Source organism: Ruminococcus turbiniformis (assembly GCF_020687545.1).
Taxonomy (GTDB): Bacteria; Bacillota; Clostridia; order Lachnospirales; family Lachnospiraceae; genus Mediterraneibacter; species Mediterraneibacter turbiniformis.
The window spans coordinates 67,803-87,266 of the sequence record NZ_JAJEQX010000011.1; the positions used below are offsets into that span (position 1 = coordinate 67,803).

A 19,464-nucleotide genomic window follows, 5' to 3' on the forward strand; every position below is an offset into this window, starting at 1 on the left:
GAAAATGGCTTATATTGAATTTAAAAATATCGATAAATTTTATGGTGATAATCATGTGTTAAAGGGAATCAATCTGGAAATCCAGAAAGGTGATTTTGTTACACTTCTGGGCCCTTCCGGATGTGGAAAGAGTACGCTGCTCCGCTGTCTCGCAGGACTTGAGCAGATCTCAGGGGGACAGATACTGCTGGACGGTGAGGATATTACAAACAAAGATCCAAAGGACCGTAATATCGGAATGGTGTTCCAGCAGTACAGCCTTTTCCCGAATATGACGGTAGAAGAGAATCTTTCTTTCGGATTAAAACTTCAGAAACTTCCGTCAGATGAGATTGGAAGACGTGTAAGAGATGCCATTGATATGGTAGAGTTAAAAGGAAAAGAAAAAGAGTCCCCGGGAAATCTTTCCGGAGGACAGCAACAGAGGGTCGCTCTTGCGAGAGGAATTGTGATGCAGCCGAAAGTGCTGCTTCTGGATGAACCTCTGAGTGCTATTGATGCGAAACTGAGAAAATCTCTTCAGACGAGCATTCGGAGAATACACAAAGATCTTGGTCTGACGTCTGTGTTCGTAACCCATGATCAGGATGAGGCAATGGTAATGTCTGATGTGATACACCTATTCCATGACGGCGTTATTGAACAGTCGGGCAGTCCTGTAGAAGTTTATACAAAACCGGAGACGACTTTTGCGGCAGGATTCATCGGAAATTATAATATTCTGGATGCGAATGCCATGGAAGCAATTACAGGAAAGAAATGGAACAGCGGACAGTTTGCAATCCGTCCTGAGACTTTCCTGCTGTCCAAGGATACGATCACGACGGAAGATTACCGTATGAACGGAACGATCATTGACTATGTGCCAAGAGGAAATGTGCTCCGCTACCATATTGATATCAATGGCGTGGAAGTGTATGCAGACGTGCTGTTCCGGAGTATGTCTATGTTTAATGTGGGTGAGAAGATCAATGTAGGAGTGGCCGATCATAACTGTGTGCGGCTTTAAGACCGGGCGGCAAGGAGGAAAAAAGTGGATAAAATTACAATACGCGGATTTTCGGAAAAAGGAAACTGGTACAAGGGGAATCTTCACAGCCATACGGTGAATTCTGATGGAATGCTTACCCCTGAACAGTCTGTAAAGCTTTTTAAAGAGCATGGATACAACTTTCTGTGCTTTTCCGAACATGATAAGTATACGGATTACAGAGCGGAATTTGACTGTGATGACTTCATTATCCTGCCGGGGCTTGAGGCGTCCGCAATCCTTTATTATGATGAGGTTTCCGGGAGAAGAAAAAAAGTACATCACATTCATGGCATTCTCGGCACAGAGGAGATGCAGAGAAATGCGGTCCTTCCATTGTATCAGCACAATGAGATCCATCCGGTGCATAAATATTACGGACAATGGGACGGGGCTGCGGCTGCCCAGAAACTGGCGGATGAAATGATACAGCACGGTATGGTAGCTACATACAATCATCCGATATGGTCGAGAGTGAGAGAAGAGGAATTTATAAATACAGAAGGAATCTGGGCACTTGAGATTTATAACTATAATACAGTTAATGAAAGTAATACCGGATATGATGAAACATATTTCGATGTGATGTTAAGAGAAGGAAAGAAAATTTTTGCTTTTGCATCGGACGACAATCATAATGAAGGAAATTTCGATGACGCATGCGGAGGCTACATCGTGGTCAAAGCAGAGAGGCTGACGCATGAAGATATTGTACAGAATATGCTGGCAGGAAATTATTATTCATCATCGGGACCGGAGATCCGTGACTGGGGAATCAGAGACAATGTGGCCTACGTTGACTGCAGTCCGGTCTACAGGATTGACTTTGTTGCTGGAAATGATATAAATGACGGTATTTCCAGAGTGTGCGGATCTTATGACGATACGATTGAGCACGGAGAATACGAACTGAAGGGTCATGAGACTTATGTTCGGGTAAAATGTACGGACAAGAACGGAAAAACTGCATGGAGTAACCCGATCTGGCTTGCAAAATGATAAATTTTTTACTTGTTTCTTTGGAAAAGGTATAATAAAATAGCATCACAGAAGAGGTGTTTATATGAGAGAAGACATGAAAGCAGTGATTGCAGATACCTTTTCCCAGATGCTGGATAAGGAAGACATAGATAAAATTACGGTGACAAAGCTGATCGCGGAATGCCATATCTCAAGGCAGACATTTTATTATCACTTTAAAGATATTATGGATGTGCTGGAGTGGACGTTCCGACGTGCCACGCAGGAGCTGATGCAGAAGAGCCTGAATGAAGAAGACCGTTTGGGAGCACTGACCACTTATGTCGCGTTTGTGCGGCAGAACAGGAAAAAATTCGAGCGGTTGCTCTATTCCCGCCGCTGGGTTCAGATCGAGGGATGCTTGTCGAGGCGGTAACCGTATATCTGGCGCAGATAGCGCGCAGTAAGGTTCCGGAGCTTGACCTGAGCGTGGATGATCTGGAAGTGATGCTGAGGTTTTATGCCTGCGGAATGGTGGGAGTCCTGCTGCAGTATATGGAAAAACCAAACCTGAATGAGGAAAAGCTGGTCATACAGATGGAAAAGATCATCACGGGAAAGATGTTTCCGGGAAAACATGATTGAGAATATTGTAAATGAAGAGGGGCTGTCGCACTAAATAATTAGTGCGGCAGCACTTTTTTGCAGAGAATAAGAGCCAGGTCTGTGCAAGGCCTGGCTCTTGGTGTAAAATTTATTTATGCGAATAAATAAAATCCTACAGAAAGATTATACCTTATCTTCTCTGTACTATCAAATCAAACTTCCGCTGGATGTGGAAATTTTGATTCCGGCAGATGATCCGGTCCGTCTTCTGAGTGCATTTGTGGAGGGAATGGAACTCAGCGATCTTTATCAGACTTATGGAAAGATAAAGAAAAATCAGGCGACACCGAGACAGCTGTTTAAGATCATGGTCTGCGCCAGCATGAATCGGATCTATTCCAGCCGGGATATCGAAACTGCATGCCGCAGGGATATCAACTTCATGTACCTTTTGGAAGGGAAACCAGCACCTGACCATGCAACCTTTGCACGTTTTATTTCTCTGCATTTCGCACAATGCTCGAAAAAGACATTGGCCGAGGTGTCGAAACTCTTATATTCCCTTGGGGAGATTTCCGGGAAAAGTATCTTTATTGACGGAACGAAAATAGAATCCGTTGCGAATAAATATACTTTTGTCTGGAAAAAAGCCATTACGAAAAATCAGGCAAAACTATTCGATAAGATTCTTGTCTTTGTGGAAGAGTGTGAAAATCTTTACGGTTTCAGGATCGCTTATAACGGGAAAGTCTCTCTTCACACATTAAAAAGGCTGCGAAAAAAGCTGTGCAGGATCAGGCAGGAGGAAGGGATTGTCTTTGTTCATGGAACCGGACGACGAAAAACACACCTTCAGAAATCGCTGGAAACTCTGGAAACTTACATAGCAAAACTGAAGGAGTACAATAAAAAGCTTTATGTCTGTGGAGACCGTAACAGTTATTCTAAAACAGACCCGGATGCGACTTTTATGCGAATGAAAGAAGATGCCATGCTCAATGGGCAGCTGAAACCGGCTTATAATCTTCAGCATGGAGTGGATTCAGAATACATCACATGGCTGGATATCAGTCCACGGCCTACGGATACGAGGACCTTGATCCCATTCCTGAAAGATATGGAGTTGTATCTTCCGTTTAAATATCAGGAGATTGTGGCAGATGCAGGATATGAAAGCGAAGAGAATTACCTGTTTCTCGAAGAAAACGGTCAGCTGGCCTATATCAAACCCCAGAACTATGAAATTTCCAAAACCCGAAAATACCGTCAGGATATCGGGCGGATGGAAAACATGAAATATGATGAGAAAGCGGACTGTTATTACTGTAAAAATGGACAGGTGTTGACGATGCAGTACGAAAAGAGAGAAAAGACGGCCAGTGGATACCGGAGAACCGTTACCGTATATCGAAGTAACGGATGCAGCGGATGCCCTTTCAAAACAGACTGCATCAAGGGGAACAACTGCAAAACACCAATGGAAGACCGCCAGAAAGTACTGTACGTTTCGAAAAAAATGAAAGAAAAACGTCAGGAGACATTGGAGCGGATTACCAGTGATTATGGTACACAGCTCCGAATGAACCGAAGTATCCAGGCCGAGGGAAGTTTTGCAAACATCAAAGAGGATATGGAATTCAGACGATATTTATATCGAGGGAATGCAAATGTAACCGCCCAGAGTATCCTGCTGGCGATCGGGTATAACATAAACAAACTTCATCATAAGATTCAGGCAGGAAGGACAGGGCGTCATTTATTTCCACTCAAACAAACCGCCTGATTTTGACAGCTCAAAAGTAAATCCTGAAAATGAACCTTTTTTCAGAAAAGGTTTATTAAAGTTCGCCTTTTTATAGAAACGGAATAAAAGAAGTGAATATTTCGGCTTAAAAATAGCAAAAAGATGCTGCCGCATCTATGATTTTCTAATCATTGATGCGACAGCCCCGTCAATCCGGTTGCGTATGGTTTATTTTTAGAACTTGTGAACGAGCACTTCTTGAGCGCTTTTCTAAAAACGACTTATCCTTTCATCCTACGAGCACGATTTCTTGTTAAATTATGACATCCGATCTTTTCCACCAAAGTCACCATTTTCTCATCGGAAAAGCGGATTTCTTCAAACTTGAAGCGGTAATACTTTTCAGTTCCTTTCTACAACAACAAAGTGGCGTTTTTATAGGGGTTTGGGTGCTCCCAACAAGAACAAATGAGCAGACTGGCAGACAGGCCGGAACGCTCATTTCGCCGCTGTGTACGGACAGCGGCTGTGCTTGCTGCACTCTAAAATCTCATATCCGCAGAACGCGATGCTTCCGCTTTTTCCAAGGCCGGGAGCATTTTTATTTTCACTTTTTTCAAGCAGACCCCTGTTTTTCTCGGAGAAAATGTCCGTTGTAAATTGAAAAGAATTTTTGGAGATACCCCCCAATCCATAAAATATTGTCCGTTGTAAAGTGAAGGAAGGTTTCATGTTCAGAAAAATTCTTTGCACAGTACCAAGTTTTCCGCTTGAAATGTCCGTTGTAGTTTGAAGGAGGCGAATATCCAATGGCTGAACGCACAAGACCGATCCGCATCGAGTTCTGCGTCACCGAGCAGGAGCGGAAGCTTATCCAAAACAAGATGGCGCAGCTTGGGACTAAGAACATGGGCGCATATCTCAGAAAAATGGCAATCGACGGCTACATCATCAAAGTGGATTACACCCAGCAGAAAAAGCTGGCCGCAGCCGTCAGCCGGGTTGCCGGGAATATCAACCAGATTTGCCGCCGGATCAACAGCACCGGGAATCTCTACGCTGAGGATGTTGCGGAGCTGAAAGAACGGCAGGTCGAGATTTGGTCGCTGCTCAAAGAGACCCAGCGAAAGGAATTATAACCACAGGAGGCCGCTATGCCGCGTATGAGTAAAAAACGAAAAGAGGAATGGGTGTTCTTCCTGAACGACCGGGGACGCATCACCTATATCTGTCAACATATCCCGCATTACGCTGTTTAATCCGACAACTCTTGCATCGGTTCTTGCAATACAGAGCCATTATCCGAGTATCCCGGCGGATCAGATCGAACTGGAGATTACGGAGACCGCGGGTGATATGGAAAAAGCTACGCTGGCGAGTATTGTGGATGATTTTATGGAGTGCGGAATCCGCTTTGAACTGGATGATTTCGGATCAGGGTACGCAAATATATCGGTATTCAGCAATATCAGGTTCCATACGATCAAGCTTGACAGGACGCTTGTCAATGACTTGCCGGGAAACGAGATCAGCCGGATGCTTGTCGAGAATATTACAAAGATATGCAGAAATTTCGATATGCAGTGCATCGCGGAAGGCGTGGAGACTGTCCGGCAGGAGGAGGCGCTTCTGAAAGCGGGATGCGTCCTCGGGCAGGGCTACTATTACTCCAGGCCGCTTCCGGCGGAGGAATTTGAGAAACGGTATCTGAAACATATCTGAAGCAGATAAAAGCGTATAAAATACGTCAAATGATAAGGAGGAGGGACCCTTATATGTCAGATGTGAACAGCACAAATGAAAGGAATGAAGAGGTACAGCAGAATTCCCCTCTTATTGTCGGCATCGGAGCCTCTGCGGGCGGTCTGGAAGCACTTCAGCAGTTCTTTCAGAATATGCCGGGAAACAGCGGACTGAGTTTTGTTGTGATACAGCATCTGTCGCCGGACTATAAAAGTCTTATGGCAGATATTCTCGGAAAGCATACGGAAATGTTTGTCGTTCAGGCCGAGGACGGGATGGAGGTGATGCCGGATATGGTTTACCTTATTCCGCCGAAGAAGAACATGACAATCAGCGGAGGGAGACTGAAACTGAGCACTTATGTACACGGAACACTGAATCATCCCATAGATATCTTCTTTTCTTCTCTTGCGAAAGAACAGAGAGAACGGGCGATCGCGGTGGTGCTTTCAGGAACCGGAAGCGACGGCACCGGAGGCATAAAGGCGGTGAAGGAAAACGGGGGACTGGTGATTATCCAGAGCCCGGATACGGCCAAATTCGACGGCATGCCGAGAAGCGCGATCAATACGGGACTTGCCGATTTTGTGCTGTCTCCGGAGGAGATCGTGGATGAGATTCTGAATTTTTCACATTATCCGACGCTGATACGCCCTCATGATCAGGACAGCTTTTTTTCAGACGAAGAGACTTTCCCGAAGATCTATTCGATACTCAAGAAGGTGAGCGGCATTGATTTTACGAACTATAAGCGGACGACTGTACTGCGGCGGATCGAACGCCGGATGGTCGTTACCCACAGACAGGAGCTTTCCGAATATGTGAATCTTCTGGCAGGAGATGGGGATGAGGCGAGTACTCTGGTCAAGGAGATACTGATCGGCGTGACAAACTTTTTCCGAGATCCGGCGTATTTTGAGAAGCTGAAGCAGAACGTCATCAGCAGTATCGTCGAGCGGACGGGAGAGAAAGATCCGATTCGTGTGTGGAGCGCCGGGTGCTCCACCGGTGAGGAGGCGTATTCCATCGCGATTCTGTTCCGCGAAGTGCTGGAGGAACAGGGCGTCCAGCGAGACGTCAAGATCTTTGCGACAGACGTGGACACAAAAGCAATTGAGCAGGCGGGGAAAGGCGTCTTTTCCGAAAGCATTCTCGACGATGTGCCGAGTGACAGACTGGCGAAATTCTTTACAAAGAAAAACGACCAGTACGTCATTTCCAAAGATATACGAAGGATGATTATCTTTGCTCCGCACAACATGCTGTCAGATCCGCCGTTTGGTAAACTGGATCTGATCAGCTGCCGGAATGTGATGATCTATTTCCAGCCTGTTCTGCAGAGATCCCTTTTTTCTATTTTCCATTCGGCCCTGAAAAACGGAGGATATCTGTTTCTGGGGAAAAGCGAGACTGCAGGAGAGTATTCGAGTGTATTTGTTCCTGTATGCAGTACAGAAAAAATCTATATTCACAAAGGAGAGGGAAAAGTGGATGAGTTTACACCGCCTTCATTTAATATACCGAATGTTCAGACGTTTTCACCCAGGACATCTGCTGCTCCGTCAGACCGGAATGTAAGCGAATACACACTGGAGAGTGCGTACATACATTATCTGGAGAATTTTCTGCCTGCATCTGTTGTGGTCAACGAGGCGAACAGTGTGATACACTTTTTCGGGAATTACCAGGATTATCTTACCATTGCGCCGGGAAAGGCGACGTTTAACTTCTTCAGCATGATAAACCGGGATTTAATGCTCATGTGCCATAAAGTAACACAAAAAGCAACAGACAGCCGCCACAATTCCGTAGAGATTGATACTTGACAGTCTCCCGAAAGCTCGCTATAATAATAGACGTAAAATTTGAGTGGACTTTTCCGGATTCGGTCATCTTTTTGCCACACAACTGTCTTATGATAGTTGTGTGGCTTTTTTGTTGCCTGCATCTCGGAAATGTTGACAGAATGGAGGATGATTTTTTATGGAAAACAACTTCTTATCTCTGATCAAGACGCGCCGTAGTGTACGGGCTTACAAACCGCAACCTGTCCCTTCCGAGGCGTTGGACGCTGTACTGGAAGCCGGGACTTATGCACCTACCGGCGGAGGACATCAATCCCCCACCATTATTGCAATCACAGACCCCAAATACCGACAGGAGATCGCCAAGTTAAACGCAGAAGTGATGGGGAGCAGCACAGACCCCTACTATGGTGCGCCTGTCGTGATCCTGGTTTTAGCAGATGGCGGTGCAAGCACCTTTGTGGAGGACGGAAGCTGCGTCCTTGAAAATATGATGCTGGCCGCCCATGCCCTTGGCCTTGGAACCGTATGGGTACATCGGGAACGTGAGATTTTTGACAGCGAAAAAGGCAAGGCTCTCCTGCGGGAGTGGAAGCTGCCGGAAACCTTGCGCGGCGTCGGAGCGATTGCGCTGGGTTATACGGCCAAAGAATCCGGTCAGCCCGCAGCGCGGAAACAAAACTATATTGTTCGGATTTAATGTCCTGCCGTCCGGCGCAGTTTTCCTGCGCCGGACAATTTGTGGAAAGCGAGGGATCGTATGCAGACGGAAAACAAAATGGCTGTCATGCCCGTTGGAAAACTGATTTGGCAAATGTCGATACCGCCGCTGATCTCCATGTTCCTGCAATATTCCTATAACCTGATAGACAGCGCGTTTGTAGCGCGGCTGAGTGAGAATGCGTTGACGGCTGTTTCTCTGTCATTCCCGATTACAACCCTGATGAACGCAGCGTCCATCTGGATCGGTGTCGGTGTGAATGTATTGATTGCGGGGTATCTTGGGGAGAGAAAGCAAGATGAAGCAAATATCACCGTTACACACGGATTGTTACTGGCCTTTGGAATTGGGGCTTTGTTCAATCTTCTGTCATTGCTGATTATGAAACCCTACTTTCGGGCATTCACCAATAATGAAGAAATTTATCAGTTGAGCATTGCCTATATGAGCGTATGTTCGTTCATGCAAATTCCCAATATGGTGCATATCGCCATCCAGAAGATGATACAGGCCACCGGAAATATGGTCGCTCCCATGTGGTTCCAGATTGCGGGCGTGGTGGTCAATTTTGCGCTCAATCCCATTCTGATTTTTGGTGTTGGCATTTTCCCCACTATGGGAATCCGTGGCTCTGCGGTGGCTACTGTTGCAGGCTATTTGCTGTCCATGATTTTGGCATTTGCCTTGCTGCTGGGCAAAAAGCAAAAAGTGCGGATAAAGATCAAAGGATTTCATTTGCAAAAGCAGATGATCCGCCGTATTTTTGCCTTTGGCTTGCCGTCTTTCATCATGAACGCCCTTAGTTCTTTTATGGTGACTTTTGTAAACTTTTTTCTGGTGGCCTATTCCGATACGGCGATCGCATTCTTTGGCGCGTATTTTAAGGTGCAGCAGTTGATCGTTATGACGGTAAACGGCTTGATCCAGGGCTGTTTGCCTGTCATGCGGTTTAACTACGGCGCAGGCAACAGTGAAAGGCTGCATGCTGCTTTCCGATACGGAACCGCTTTGGTCACCGGCATGATGATACTGGGGACGTTGGCCGTCATCCTTTTCCCGGCACAGATTTTGGGATTGTTTACGGCGTCGGAAACCATGCGCTCCTTTGGAATATCCGCTATGCGGATTATGGCGGCAAGCTATCTGTTTTGCGGCCTCTCCACGATGATTTCCACCTATTTTCAGGCCACAGAAAAAGTAGGTTCCAGCATGGCAATTCAATTATGCAGGCAACTGCTTTTCCTTGTTCCATCCTTATGGTGTCTGGACAAATTGTTCCATCTGAACGGAATCTGGCTTGCATTCCCTGTCGCGGAAACCGGCACCTTGCTTGTTGCTCTCATAATGATGGCCTGGTATCACCGTAAAAAATCATAACGTATTCTGCGAAGGAGGAATTATGAACGATACTTTCATGAAAGAAAAGCCGGTATTACCGCTGATTTTATCCATGTCCCTGCCTATGGTGTTATCCATGCTGGTCAATTCCCTCTACAACATTGTGGACAGTTTTTTCGTCGCGCAGATCAGCGAGGAGGCTATGACGGCATTATCGTTGGTTTACCCGGTTCAAAATTTTATCAATGCTGCCGGAATTGGATTTGGCGTTGGGATCAATGCAGTGATCGCCTTCTATCTGGGCGCGGGGGATCATGAAAAAACGGATCAGGCCGCCACGCAGGGACTTGTGCTTGCCGTGATTCATGGCGTTGTTATGACAGTCTGCTGTATCGCCATCATGCCGGTTTTCCTGCGGATGTTCACTTCATCCGAAGCGGTCATTGAACTTGGCGTCCGCTATTCTATCGTTGCGTTCGCCTTTACGCTCATTGTTACCGTCAGCATGGCGTTTGAGAAACTGTTCCAGGCAGTAGGAAACATGAAGACAACCATGATCAGCCTGATGTGCGGGTGCATCACAAACATCGTCTTAGACCCCGTTCTGATTTTTGGCTATGGCCCATTCCCGGAAATGGGAATTGAAGGCGCTGCGCTGGCAACCGGCATCGGACAGGCTCTGACACTGGCGATTTACCTTGTAGTCTATCTTTTGCGGCCAATTCGCGTGCATATCCGCAGGCAGTACATTTTGCCCAGCAAAAAGATGGTCATCAAGCTGTATTCTATCGGCATTCCCGCAACCCTGAATCTTGCACTTCCGTCTCTTTTGATTTCGGCGCTCAATGCGATTTTAGCTGCCTATTCCGAAGTGTATATTCTGGTTTTGGGGATCTATTACAAATTGCAGACCTTCATCTATCTTCCGGCGAATGGCATTGTGCAGGGGATGCGCCCCCTGATCGGCTATAACTACGGTGCAGGGGAGCACAAACGAGTCAGCCAGATTTATCAGATTGTTTTGTGCATGAGCGGTATCATTATGGTGCTTGGAACCGCGATATGTCTGCTGATCCCCGGCCAGCTGATAGGGCTGTTTACCCACACGGAAGCGACGATCCAGGCCGGGGAAACTGCCTTGCGCATCATCGGAGCCGGATTTATCGTCTCGGCGGTTTCTGTTACTTCTTCCGGCGCATTGGAGGGGCTGGGGAAAGGCACGCCCTCCTTACTGATTTCTCTTTGCCGGTATGTAGTGGTAATCATCCCGGCTGCGTTTTTACTCAGCAGGTTTCTCGGAGCGGTTGGCGTCTGGAATGCGTTTTGGATCACGGAAGTGATTACTGCGATCATATCCATTTACGTTCACCGCAAGGTAATAGCAAAGCCAGCCGAGCCAGTCAACGGTCAAGATGAACGGCGCATACGCGCCGCCGTTGACAGCCCCGCCCGCCTTTGCAGATAGGCAATCAAGGGGCGACAGCAAGGAGTGCTGCCGCCCCGCACTATTATTCAGAGAGGGGGAATTCCCATGACCGACTTTGAAGCCTATCAGGAGTACATCCAGCGCAAGCACAACGCCTTTTGTAAGGCAGTAATCCGCTATGCTGCCCGCGATAAGATTTTGCAGCTTCGCCGGAAATGGGAGCGGCAAATTTCCCTTGACTATCTGATGGACGAGAAGTTTGTCCAGTTTGCCGGGCCGGAGCCGGACGAGGAATACCCCTTTACCGTCTGCGGCCAGACCGTCCTGCTCTGTAACGCCGCTCTTGCCGCCGCGCTCTCCGCCCAGCCAAAGCAGACACAGGAAGTGATTTTGCGCTACTACTTCCTGCGCCAGCCGCAGCGAGTGATCGGCGCACATATCGGCCGGACGCGCAGCACAGCGGGGCGGCATATCCAGCTTGCCTTGCGGCGGCTGCGCGAGGAAATGGAGGCGTGCCGGTATGAGTAAGTTGCTCCCTTATGAAACAAGCCCTGTCCTGTCCGTTCTATGTACGGGAAAACCAGAAAGGGGCAAGTCTGCGGCAGTTACAGAGCAAGTTTCTACCACGGTGCCAAAATCCGCAATTCTGCGGTTTTGCCCCTCGCGGGAAACTTGTTGGGGAGTGCCTTCCCCAAACCCTGCTATGGCGGCTTGCACCGCAAAAATATTTCCGTCCGGCAGGCCGCTTTTTTGCGAGAACCGCCCCGGAAATACCTAACAGACCAACTTCTTTCCTTTAAAATCATAAAAAACATCCCTCTGGGGTTTCTGCCCTTTGGTCAGCCAGATGAATGCAAGGTCTCTCTGACACAGGTCAACAATACGGTCAACAGCCCGGACTCCGCGCATGTTTGCATAGGTAACAACAGAATACAGCATGATTGGGTTAAACCCGGTTCTTCCCTTGTCTGAATAACAGGCCAGCAGGCCCGAAAAATCTAATTCCTCCATCACGTTTTTCAGGGTATAGACTGGATCGTCGTCAGGTAAACTCAATTCGAAGAAACTGAAGTTAATTTTTTGTTGCCCAATTTCAAAAAAGTCGTTATAATAATCTTGTTTTAGCATAGTTCCATTATAACATGGAACGGAGAGCAAGATGGTTGTCGTTAGTCATCTTGCTCTTTTTTAGGGGATAAATTTAGGAGCAGGTGTGACTCGTGCGAGTCACACCTGCTCCTGTTTAAGACTATCTATTTCCCGATAGCCCCATTGACTTTTTGCGGCAAAAAAAGTATGATGATATAGATATAGTGGTGTACTATATGCATTATATACTACAGATATTAAAAAATGATTTACAGAGAGTCAGCGGCATTAAATGAAAAAGTTAAAAAACAGAACAAAAAGACGTATTATTCTCTGCATATTTGCAGTTGTCGTTCTCATTCTCATAATATTGATTGTCCGGGGAGTGATGGGACTGTTTGGCAGAGAGGCGGATGTTACCGCAGGGGTTGAATATATCAAACAGGAAGAAGCAGGAGATGTGGCGGAGATTGAGGAAAAGATCAATCTTCTTGAAAAGCAGGACAGCAATGGGGAAGACACCAGAAGCCTGAAGGAAAAGTTTACAGGCGCGGTTGTCCTCGGGGATTCCATCGCTGCGGGATTTCTGGAGTATGACGTGCTGAACGCGTCCAGTGTCGTCTCCCAGATCGGTGTGCATTTAAACGAACTTGATGACCTGATTACGCAGGTGCAGGGATTAAGTCCCGGCATTATCTTCCTTTCAGTGGGAATGAATGATGTGGCGCAGGATACGGCAAGTTTCACGGAACAGTACAGAACTGTTCTCGAAAAGATTATGGAAGATGTGCCTGACGCGCATATCTTTGTGAATTCGATCTTTCCGGTCCAGGATAACGCGCTGGAGGAAGACGCGTCGCTGGAGAATATTGCGGCCTGCAACGAGGCGTTAAAGGAGCTCTGCGACAGTCTCCAGATCGGTTTTATAGACAATACGGAGCTTGTGCAGGATCAGTACTATGAAGAGGACGGCATTCACTTCAAAGCGGATTTTTACCCGGTATGGGGTGAGCGCATGGCGGAGATGGCTTCATTATGACACAGAAGAAATTCAGCGCTGCGCGCATTATGAAATATGTTGTATGTGTCCTGATTGTGGTGTTTGTCGTACTGCTTATGCTGTATGCCAGCGGAAGCAGCAGGCCTTTTGAGGAAGTGAGACAGGCGGTGGAGAGTTCTCTTGACACGTCCAATCTCACGGAGAAAGACGCCGCTGCGTTTAAGCGTAATTTTGGACTGAACGCGGCGGACTACGACGGGGTTATGTACTATTCTTCCGAATTCAGCATCTCGGCCGAGGAAGTGCTTCTGGTCAAAGTAAAAAACAGTGACCAGGTACAGGCAGTCACGGAAGCGATTGAAGACCGTGTGGAGTCACGGACGAATGATTTTGACGGCTACGCGCCTGAGGAAGTGAAGCTGCTTGAGGATTCCGTGCAGAGTGTGAGGGGAACGTATATCTTTTTTGCCTCGGCGCCAAAGGCCGGGGAGTATCTCGCCGCTTTTAACAACAGTCTGTGACAGAGAGGAAAGCGTCAGATGTTATTCAGCAGTATTACATTTTTGTTTTTGTTTCTGCCGGTTGTGCTGGCAGTATATTATATCGTACCGTTTAAGGCGAAAAATATTGTCCTGCTTATTGCGAGTCTGTTTTTCTATGCCTGGGGGGAACCGGTCTATGTCATTCTCATGATTCTCTCGATTATGCTCAATTATTTCTGCGGGCGGGACATCAAAGAGAATGAGGAGGATCCGCGCAGGGCGAAGCTTGGCGTGATCTTTGCTGTTGCGGCAAATCTGTTTGTCCTGGGATTTTTCAAATATTACGGATTCCTTATTGAGACGCTGAATGCGATGCTTCCGATAGACATTCCGTACAGGGAGCTTCCGCTGCCGGTTGGAATTTCATTCTATACATTCCAGGCGATCTCCTACATCCTGGACGTATACTGGAAAAAGGCGCAGCCGCAGAACAATATTCTGTATTTTGCCCTGTATATCTCCATGTTCCCGCAGCTCATTGCCGGGCCGATTGTGCAGTATGCTGACATTGAGGAGCAGCTTCGGCGCAGGCATATGGGTATCCGGAAGATCGGCGAGGGAGCACAGCTTTTTATCATCGGACTTGCGAAAAAGGTCATTCTTGCAAATTCCACGGGAGCTGTCTTTGAGCAGGTGTCGGGCATGGCGGCAGGAAACCTGTCGATTCTTACGGCGTGGATCGGAGTATTTTCCTACGCATTTCAGATCTACTTTGATTTCAGCGGATATTCGGATATGGCGCTGGGACTCGGCCGGATGTTCGGCTTCGAGTTCCGGAAGAATTTTGACTATCCTTATGTGTCGAAAAGCGTGACTGAATTCTGGAGAAGATGGCATATTTCCCTGAGCACATGGTTCCGCGAGTATGTGTATATCCCGCTGGGCGGAAACCGGTGTTCCGTGTCCAGAAACATTTTCAACCTTATGGTTGTGTGGGCGCTCACCGGCATGTGGCACGGCGCGGCGTGGAACTTTATCGCATGGGGCGTGTACTACGGAGTCATACTTGTGCTGGAAAAATATGTATGGGGAGCATACGTGGACAGGCTGCCGAATGTGGTGCGCCACATTTACGCGGGCGTACTCGTCCTGGTCGGCTGGGTATTCTTCTTCAGCCCCAGCCTCGGATATGCGATCCGGTATCTGTTTGCCATGATCGGAGGAGGAGCAGGGATTGTTGATTCAGAAGGCGCGTTCCTTCTGGTTACCCACTGGCTTCTGTATCTTGTGTCGGTGCTCGGCTGTTCGGCTTTCGGAATGTCGGTTTTAAGAGGCGTGATACGGGCGCCGCGGAACGCAAAACTGCGCACAGCGGCTGCAGTTGTGATCTATATCGGTATGTTTCTGATATCGGTCGCATTCCTTGTGACAGATACATTTAACCCGTTTTTGTATTTCAGATTCTAGGCTCAGGCCCGGAAATTCAGGTGAGGATTTATGGACAGCAGGAAAAGAAGAGGACGGACCGCAGGTCTGATCGGAAAAATATTCATATTGCTGCTTTTTGCCGTGATGATTGTGAATTTTATTGTTCCGGACAGGGAGCAGTCGGAAGAGGAAAACCGGGTGCTCCAGGAGCGGCCGGATCTGAACATGAGCACGATCATGAACGGCGATTTTATGGAGCAGTGGGAAAGCTATATGAGCGATCAGTTCGTGGGAAGAAATTTCTGGCGCAGTCTCAAGGTTGGAATTGACCGCCTGGGCGGCAGCCGGCTGGAGAACGGTGTCTATATCGGAAAAAACGGACAGCTTCTCGATGATATTGAAGTGCCGGATCAGCAGCAGCTCTCCGACAACCTGGAGGCGATAAAAGGGTTTGCAGAGCGGTATTCCGACATTCCTACGGTTATGATGCTTGTCCCGGACGCGGCATGTATTCTGACGGACCAGCTTCCGGCGTTCGCAACAGTGGAGGATCAGAGCCAGATGTTCGGAATGGCTGCGCGCGAGCTGGGCGATTCCGTGACATGGGTAGATACCATATCAACTCTGAATAAGCACAGAACAGAAAAGATATACTATAAGACAGACCATCACTGGACGACGCAGGGCGCGTTCTATGTATTTCAGGATGCGGCAAAAACACTTGGGATTGACGAAGATGTGTCGGGAAGTTTTGTTTCCTATACGGTGACGGATCAGTTTAACGGGGTGCTCGCTTCAACGAGCGGCGTCGGGCTTGACGAGTATGAGCAGATTGACATCTACGTGCCGTCAGAGGGAGACGACGATGTGGTTGTCAACTATGTGGACGAGGGAAGAAAGACAACGTCTCTCTATGATTCCTCCAAGCTGGAGACGAGGGACAAATACGGTGTGTTCCTCGGCGGAAATACGTCGGTTGTGGACATTAAGACGGTATCCACGAGCCAGAGGCGGCTTCTCATTGTGAAAGATTCCTTTGCAGACTGCTTCATCCCGTTTCTTACCCCGTATTTCCGGGAGATTGTCGTGGTGGATCCCAGGTATTACAGCGGCACAATGGATGATATTATGGATACTTACAGGATTACGGACACCCTGATTCTGTACAGTGGAAATACCTTTTTTACAGACAACAATATAAGCGGAGTGTTTTCGGGTGAGTAATCGGATCAGGGAAGAATTTCTTGGAAAACAGGAGCCTGTAAGGCTGAATAAATATCTGAGTGAGGCGGGAGTGTGCTCCCGGAGAGAAGCGGACCGCTTAATTGAGAGCGGGCGCGTCACGGTGGACGGAAAAACTGCGCAGACCGGAATGCGGATCACGCCGGGCCAGACGGTAAAAGTCGGGAAAAAGACAGTATCCCGGCGGGACGAGATGGTTGTGCTCGCGGTAAACAAGCCCCGCGGAATTGTATGCACGCAGGAGAAAAGAGAGCGGGACAGTATTGTCCGGTTCCTTGATTACCCGGTGCGGATCACATACGCAGGACGGTTGGATAAAGATTCCCGGGGACTTCTTCTTATGACGAACAACGGGGATCTGATCAATCAGATTATGCGCGCGGCCAACCGGCATGAGAAAGAGTACAAAGTGACGGTTGACCGCGAGATTACGGATGATTTTGTAAGGCGGATGGCCGCGGGGGTTCCCATACTGGATACGGTGACGCGGCCGTGTGTGGTGGAAAAAACCGGAAAATACACATTCCGGATTATTCTGACACAGGGGATGAACCGCCAGATCAGACGCATGTGCGAGGCTCTGGGATATGAAGTAAGAGACCTTCTGCGCGTGCGCATCATGAATATCCGTCTGGGGAGTCTGAAAGAGGGCGAATACCGGGAGCTGACGGACCGTGAACTGGATGATCTCTATGATATGATCCACGATTTCAGGTCAGTGCCGGAACAGAAAAAACAGGGGAGAGAGTAAGGGAGAAAAGAGCATGGCAGAAAAGAGCGCGGCAGAGAAGCGCATGACAGAGAGCAGCATGATGGAAAAGGGCATGACAGAGAAGAGCACGGAAGAGAAGATGGAGCGGATGCGGGAACTGGTTGAGCTCCTTAACCGTGCCCGGAAGGCATATGAACAGGAAGACATGGAAATCATGAGCAACTACGAATACGACAGGCTCTATGACGAACTGCTGGGACTGGAGAAGGAGCTGAATACAACTCTTGCTTCCAGTCCCACTGTGAATGTGGGCTATGAGGTATTAAGCTCACTTCCAAAAGAGCGGCATGAGCGTCCCATGCTTTCTCTGGACAAGACAAAAGAAGTGGAACGGCTCAGAGAATTTCTCGGAGATCAGAAAGCGATGATCTCCTGGAAACTGGACGGGCTGACGATTGTTCTCACCTACCGGAACGGGAGACTTGAAAAGGCCGTGACGAGAGGAAACGGAGAAGTGGGTGAGGTGGTGACGAACAACGCGAAAGTGTTTAAAAACATTCCGCTTCAGATCCCCTATCAGGGTGAACTCGTTCTGCGGGGGGAGGCAGTGATCTCCTATAAGGATTTTGAGAAGATCAACGAAGAGATCGGGGACGCGGAGGCAAAGTACAAGAATCCCCGCAATCTCTGCAGCGGATCTGTGCGGCAGCTCAACAATGAGATCACGGCGAAACGAAACGTGAAGTTTTACGCCTTCACGCTTGTACGTGCGGAAGGCGTAGATTTTAAAAACTCCAGAATTTACCAGATGCAGTGGCTGAAAGAACAGGGCTTTGACGTCGTGGAAAATCATCCTGTCACGGCGGAGACGATTGACAGCGAGGTGGCATGGTTTGCGGATCATATCAGAGGCAATGAAGTGCCGTCCGACGGTCTTGTCCTCGTCTACGATGACATTGCCTACGGCCAGTCTCTCGGCTCAACCGCGAAGTTCCCGAGGGATTCCTTCGCGTTTAAATGGGCCGACGAGTCAGCGGAGACCACGCTTCTGGAAATTGAGTGGAGTCCCTCAAGAACAGGACTGATCAATCCTGTTGCGGTTTTTGAGCCTGTGGAACTGGAAGGAACGACTGTAAGCCGTGCCAGTGTGCACAACATCAGCATCATGGAGGAACTTGAACTGGGAGTGGGAGACCGGATTACCGTGTACAAAGCAAACATGATCATTCCCCAGATCGCGGAAAATCTGACGCGGAGCGGTGTCAGGGATATTCCGGAAACATGTCCCGTATGCGGAGGCGCCACACGGATTACAATGGAAAACGAGACAAAGACACTGTTCTGTACGAATCCGGGATGTCAGGCAAAGCACATCAAGTCGTTCACGCTCTTTGCGAGCCGTGACGCCATGAACATCGAAGGGCTTTCCGAGGCAACTCTGGAAAAATTCATCATGAACGGGTACGTGAAAGATTTTACCGATCTGTTCCACCTTGACCGGTATGAGGAAGAGATCAAGAACATGGACGGCTTCGGGGAAAAGTCCTATGAAAATCTGCAGAACAGTATCCGCTCTGCAAGGACAACCACAATGCCGCGGCTTGTATACAGTCTGGGAATTCCGAATATCGGAGCTGCGAACGCACGGATGATCTGTACGGCGCTTGACAATGATCCGCAGCGGATTTTAAACGCGACGGAAGAAGAATTAAGCGGCATTTCCGGTGTGGGCGGAGTGATTGCGGGGACTTTTGTGTCGTATTTCGCGGACACGAAACACAGAGATCTGTTTGAACGTCTTCTGAGAGAAGTAGAGATTCCGAAAGAGGAAGAGTCCGCGGGTACGCAGAGTTTTGAGGGGCTTACTTTTGTCATAACGGGGAGTGTGGAACACTTCGCGAACCGGGCGGAAGTAAAGGCGGAGATTGAGAAAAGAGGCGGGAAAGTCACAGGAAGCGTGACTTCAAAGACGAATTATCTCATCAACAATGATGCGGCTTCTGCATCATCAAAAAACCGGAAAGCCAGGGAGCTCGGAATTCCTGTTATTTCAGAAGACGAATTTATAGCTATGATGAATGAGTGACAACAGAACAGGAGTCCGGGATCTGTTCTGTAAACCCAAGAAAGAAAGGCAG

The 19,464-nt window shown here is 48.1% G+C and carries 19 protein-coding genes; 18 read left to right on the top strand and 1 reads right to left on the bottom strand.

Translation table 11 applies throughout. The features are described from left to right. Positions 1-4 precede the first annotated feature (4 nt). From LKD70_RS07800 to LKD70_RS07855, 12 genes are all read left to right on the top strand, one after another. Positions 5-1,009, top strand: a complete 1,005-nt coding sequence (locus LKD70_RS07800; RefSeq protein WP_227707464.1) for an ABC transporter ATP-binding protein — start codon at positions 5-7, stop codon at positions 1,007-1,009. Positions 1,010-1,033: 24 nt separating this feature from the next. Next, on the top strand, positions 1,034-2,029 hold the full coding sequence (locus LKD70_RS07805) for a PHP domain-containing protein (RefSeq protein ID WP_008394697.1): 996 nt from the start codon (positions 1,034-1,036) through the stop codon (positions 2,027-2,029). Between the two features lie 64 nt (positions 2,030-2,093). Then, a complete protein-coding gene (locus tag LKD70_RS07810; RefSeq protein ID WP_227707465.1) occupies positions 2,094-2,426 on the top strand; it encodes a TetR family transcriptional regulator in 333 nt (110 codons plus the stop codon). After that, positions 2,408-2,635, top strand: coding sequence for a hypothetical protein (locus LKD70_RS07815; protein WP_227707466.1), 228 nt, complete (start codon positions 2,408-2,410; stop codon positions 2,633-2,635). Before LKD70_RS07810 ends, LKD70_RS07815 begins: the two co-directional genes overlap by 19 nt. Positions 2,636-2,750: 115 nt before the next feature. Then, positions 2,751-4,379 (top strand): IS1182 family transposase, encoded by a 1,629-nt coding sequence (locus tag LKD70_RS07820; RefSeq protein ID WP_227707467.1) that lies wholly within the window; start codon positions 2,751-2,753, stop codon positions 4,377-4,379. A gap of 770 nt (positions 4,380-5,149) precedes the next feature. Continuing rightward, positions 5,150-5,479, top strand: coding sequence for a plasmid mobilization protein (locus LKD70_RS07825; protein ID WP_227707468.1), 330 nt, complete (start codon positions 5,150-5,152; stop codon positions 5,477-5,479). A 112-nt stretch (positions 5,480-5,591) separates the two neighbouring features. Then, positions 5,592-6,062 (top strand): EAL domain-containing protein, encoded by a 471-nt coding sequence (locus tag LKD70_RS07830; RefSeq protein ID WP_265104775.1) that lies wholly within the window; start codon positions 5,592-5,594, stop codon positions 6,060-6,062. A gap of 53 nt (positions 6,063-6,115) precedes the next feature. Then, positions 6,116-7,909 carry a chemotaxis protein CheB gene (locus LKD70_RS07835; protein ID WP_227707470.1) on the top strand — a complete coding sequence of 598 codons (1,794 nt, stop codon included), beginning with the start codon at positions 6,116-6,118 and terminating at the stop codon, positions 7,907-7,909. A 157-nt stretch (positions 7,910-8,066) separates the two neighbouring features. Next, positions 8,067-8,588: a nitroreductase gene (locus LKD70_RS07840; RefSeq protein ID WP_227707471.1), complete on the top strand. Its 522-nt coding sequence runs from the start codon at positions 8,067-8,069 to the stop codon at positions 8,586-8,588. A 60-nt stretch (positions 8,589-8,648) separates the two neighbouring features. After that, positions 8,649-9,986, top strand: coding sequence for an MATE family efflux transporter (locus tag LKD70_RS07845; RefSeq protein WP_227707473.1), 1,338 nt, complete (start codon positions 8,649-8,651; stop codon positions 9,984-9,986). 22 nt (positions 9,987-10,008) lie between these two features. Beyond that, positions 10,009-11,412 carry an MATE family efflux transporter gene (locus tag LKD70_RS07850; protein WP_227707474.1) on the top strand — a complete coding sequence of 468 codons (1,404 nt, stop codon included), beginning with the start codon at positions 10,009-10,011 and terminating at the stop codon, positions 11,410-11,412. Positions 11,413-11,478: 66 nt separating this feature from the next. Next, positions 11,479-11,901 carry a sigma-70 RNA polymerase sigma factor region 4 domain-containing protein gene (locus LKD70_RS07855; protein ID WP_015573789.1) on the top strand — a complete coding sequence of 141 codons (423 nt, stop codon included), beginning with the start codon at positions 11,479-11,481 and terminating at the stop codon, positions 11,899-11,901. Positions 11,902-12,147: 246 nt separating this feature from the next. Here the strand turns inward: LKD70_RS07855 and LKD70_RS07860 are convergent, their stop codons facing one another. Next, positions 12,148-12,501, bottom strand: coding sequence for a transposase (locus LKD70_RS07860; RefSeq protein WP_227707476.1), 354 nt, complete (start codon positions 12,499-12,501; stop codon positions 12,148-12,150). 253 nt (positions 12,502-12,754) lie between these two features. On the opposite strand from LKD70_RS07860, the gene LKD70_RS07865 reads away from it, so the two are divergent. The 6 genes from LKD70_RS07865 to ligA all read left to right on the top strand — a co-directional run bounded on the left by LKD70_RS07865 (position 12,755) and on the right by ligA (position 19,412). Further along, positions 12,755-13,501: an SGNH/GDSL hydrolase family protein gene (locus LKD70_RS07865; RefSeq protein ID WP_227707478.1), complete on the top strand. Its 747-nt coding sequence runs from the start codon at positions 12,755-12,757 to the stop codon at positions 13,499-13,501. Continuing rightward, the gene (locus LKD70_RS07870) at positions 13,498-13,983 is read left to right on the top strand and encodes a DUF4358 domain-containing protein (RefSeq protein WP_227707480.1); all 486 of its coding nucleotides are present in this window, start codon (positions 13,498-13,500) and stop codon (positions 13,981-13,983) included. The genes LKD70_RS07865 and LKD70_RS07870 overlap by 4 nt, the downstream gene beginning before the upstream one ends. Positions 13,984-14,001: 18 nt before the next feature. Continuing rightward, the gene (locus LKD70_RS07875) at positions 14,002-15,411 is read left to right on the top strand and encodes an MBOAT family O-acyltransferase (protein ID WP_227707481.1); all 1,410 of its coding nucleotides are present in this window, start codon (positions 14,002-14,004) and stop codon (positions 15,409-15,411) included. 30 nt (positions 15,412-15,441) lie between these two features. Continuing rightward, positions 15,442-16,596 carry a DHHW family protein gene (locus tag LKD70_RS07880; RefSeq protein ID WP_227707482.1) on the top strand — a complete coding sequence of 385 codons (1,155 nt, stop codon included), beginning with the start codon at positions 15,442-15,444 and terminating at the stop codon, positions 16,594-16,596. Then, positions 16,589-17,365, top strand: coding sequence for a pseudouridine synthase (locus LKD70_RS07885; protein ID WP_227707483.1), 777 nt, complete (start codon positions 16,589-16,591; stop codon positions 17,363-17,365). Before LKD70_RS07880 ends, LKD70_RS07885 begins: the two co-directional genes overlap by 8 nt. A gap of 73 nt (positions 17,366-17,438) precedes the next feature. After that, on the top strand, positions 17,439-19,412 hold the full coding sequence (ligA, locus tag LKD70_RS07890; RefSeq protein WP_227707500.1) for an NAD-dependent DNA ligase LigA: 1,974 nt from the start codon (positions 17,439-17,441) through the stop codon (positions 19,410-19,412). Positions 19,413-19,464: the final 52 nt, after the last annotated feature.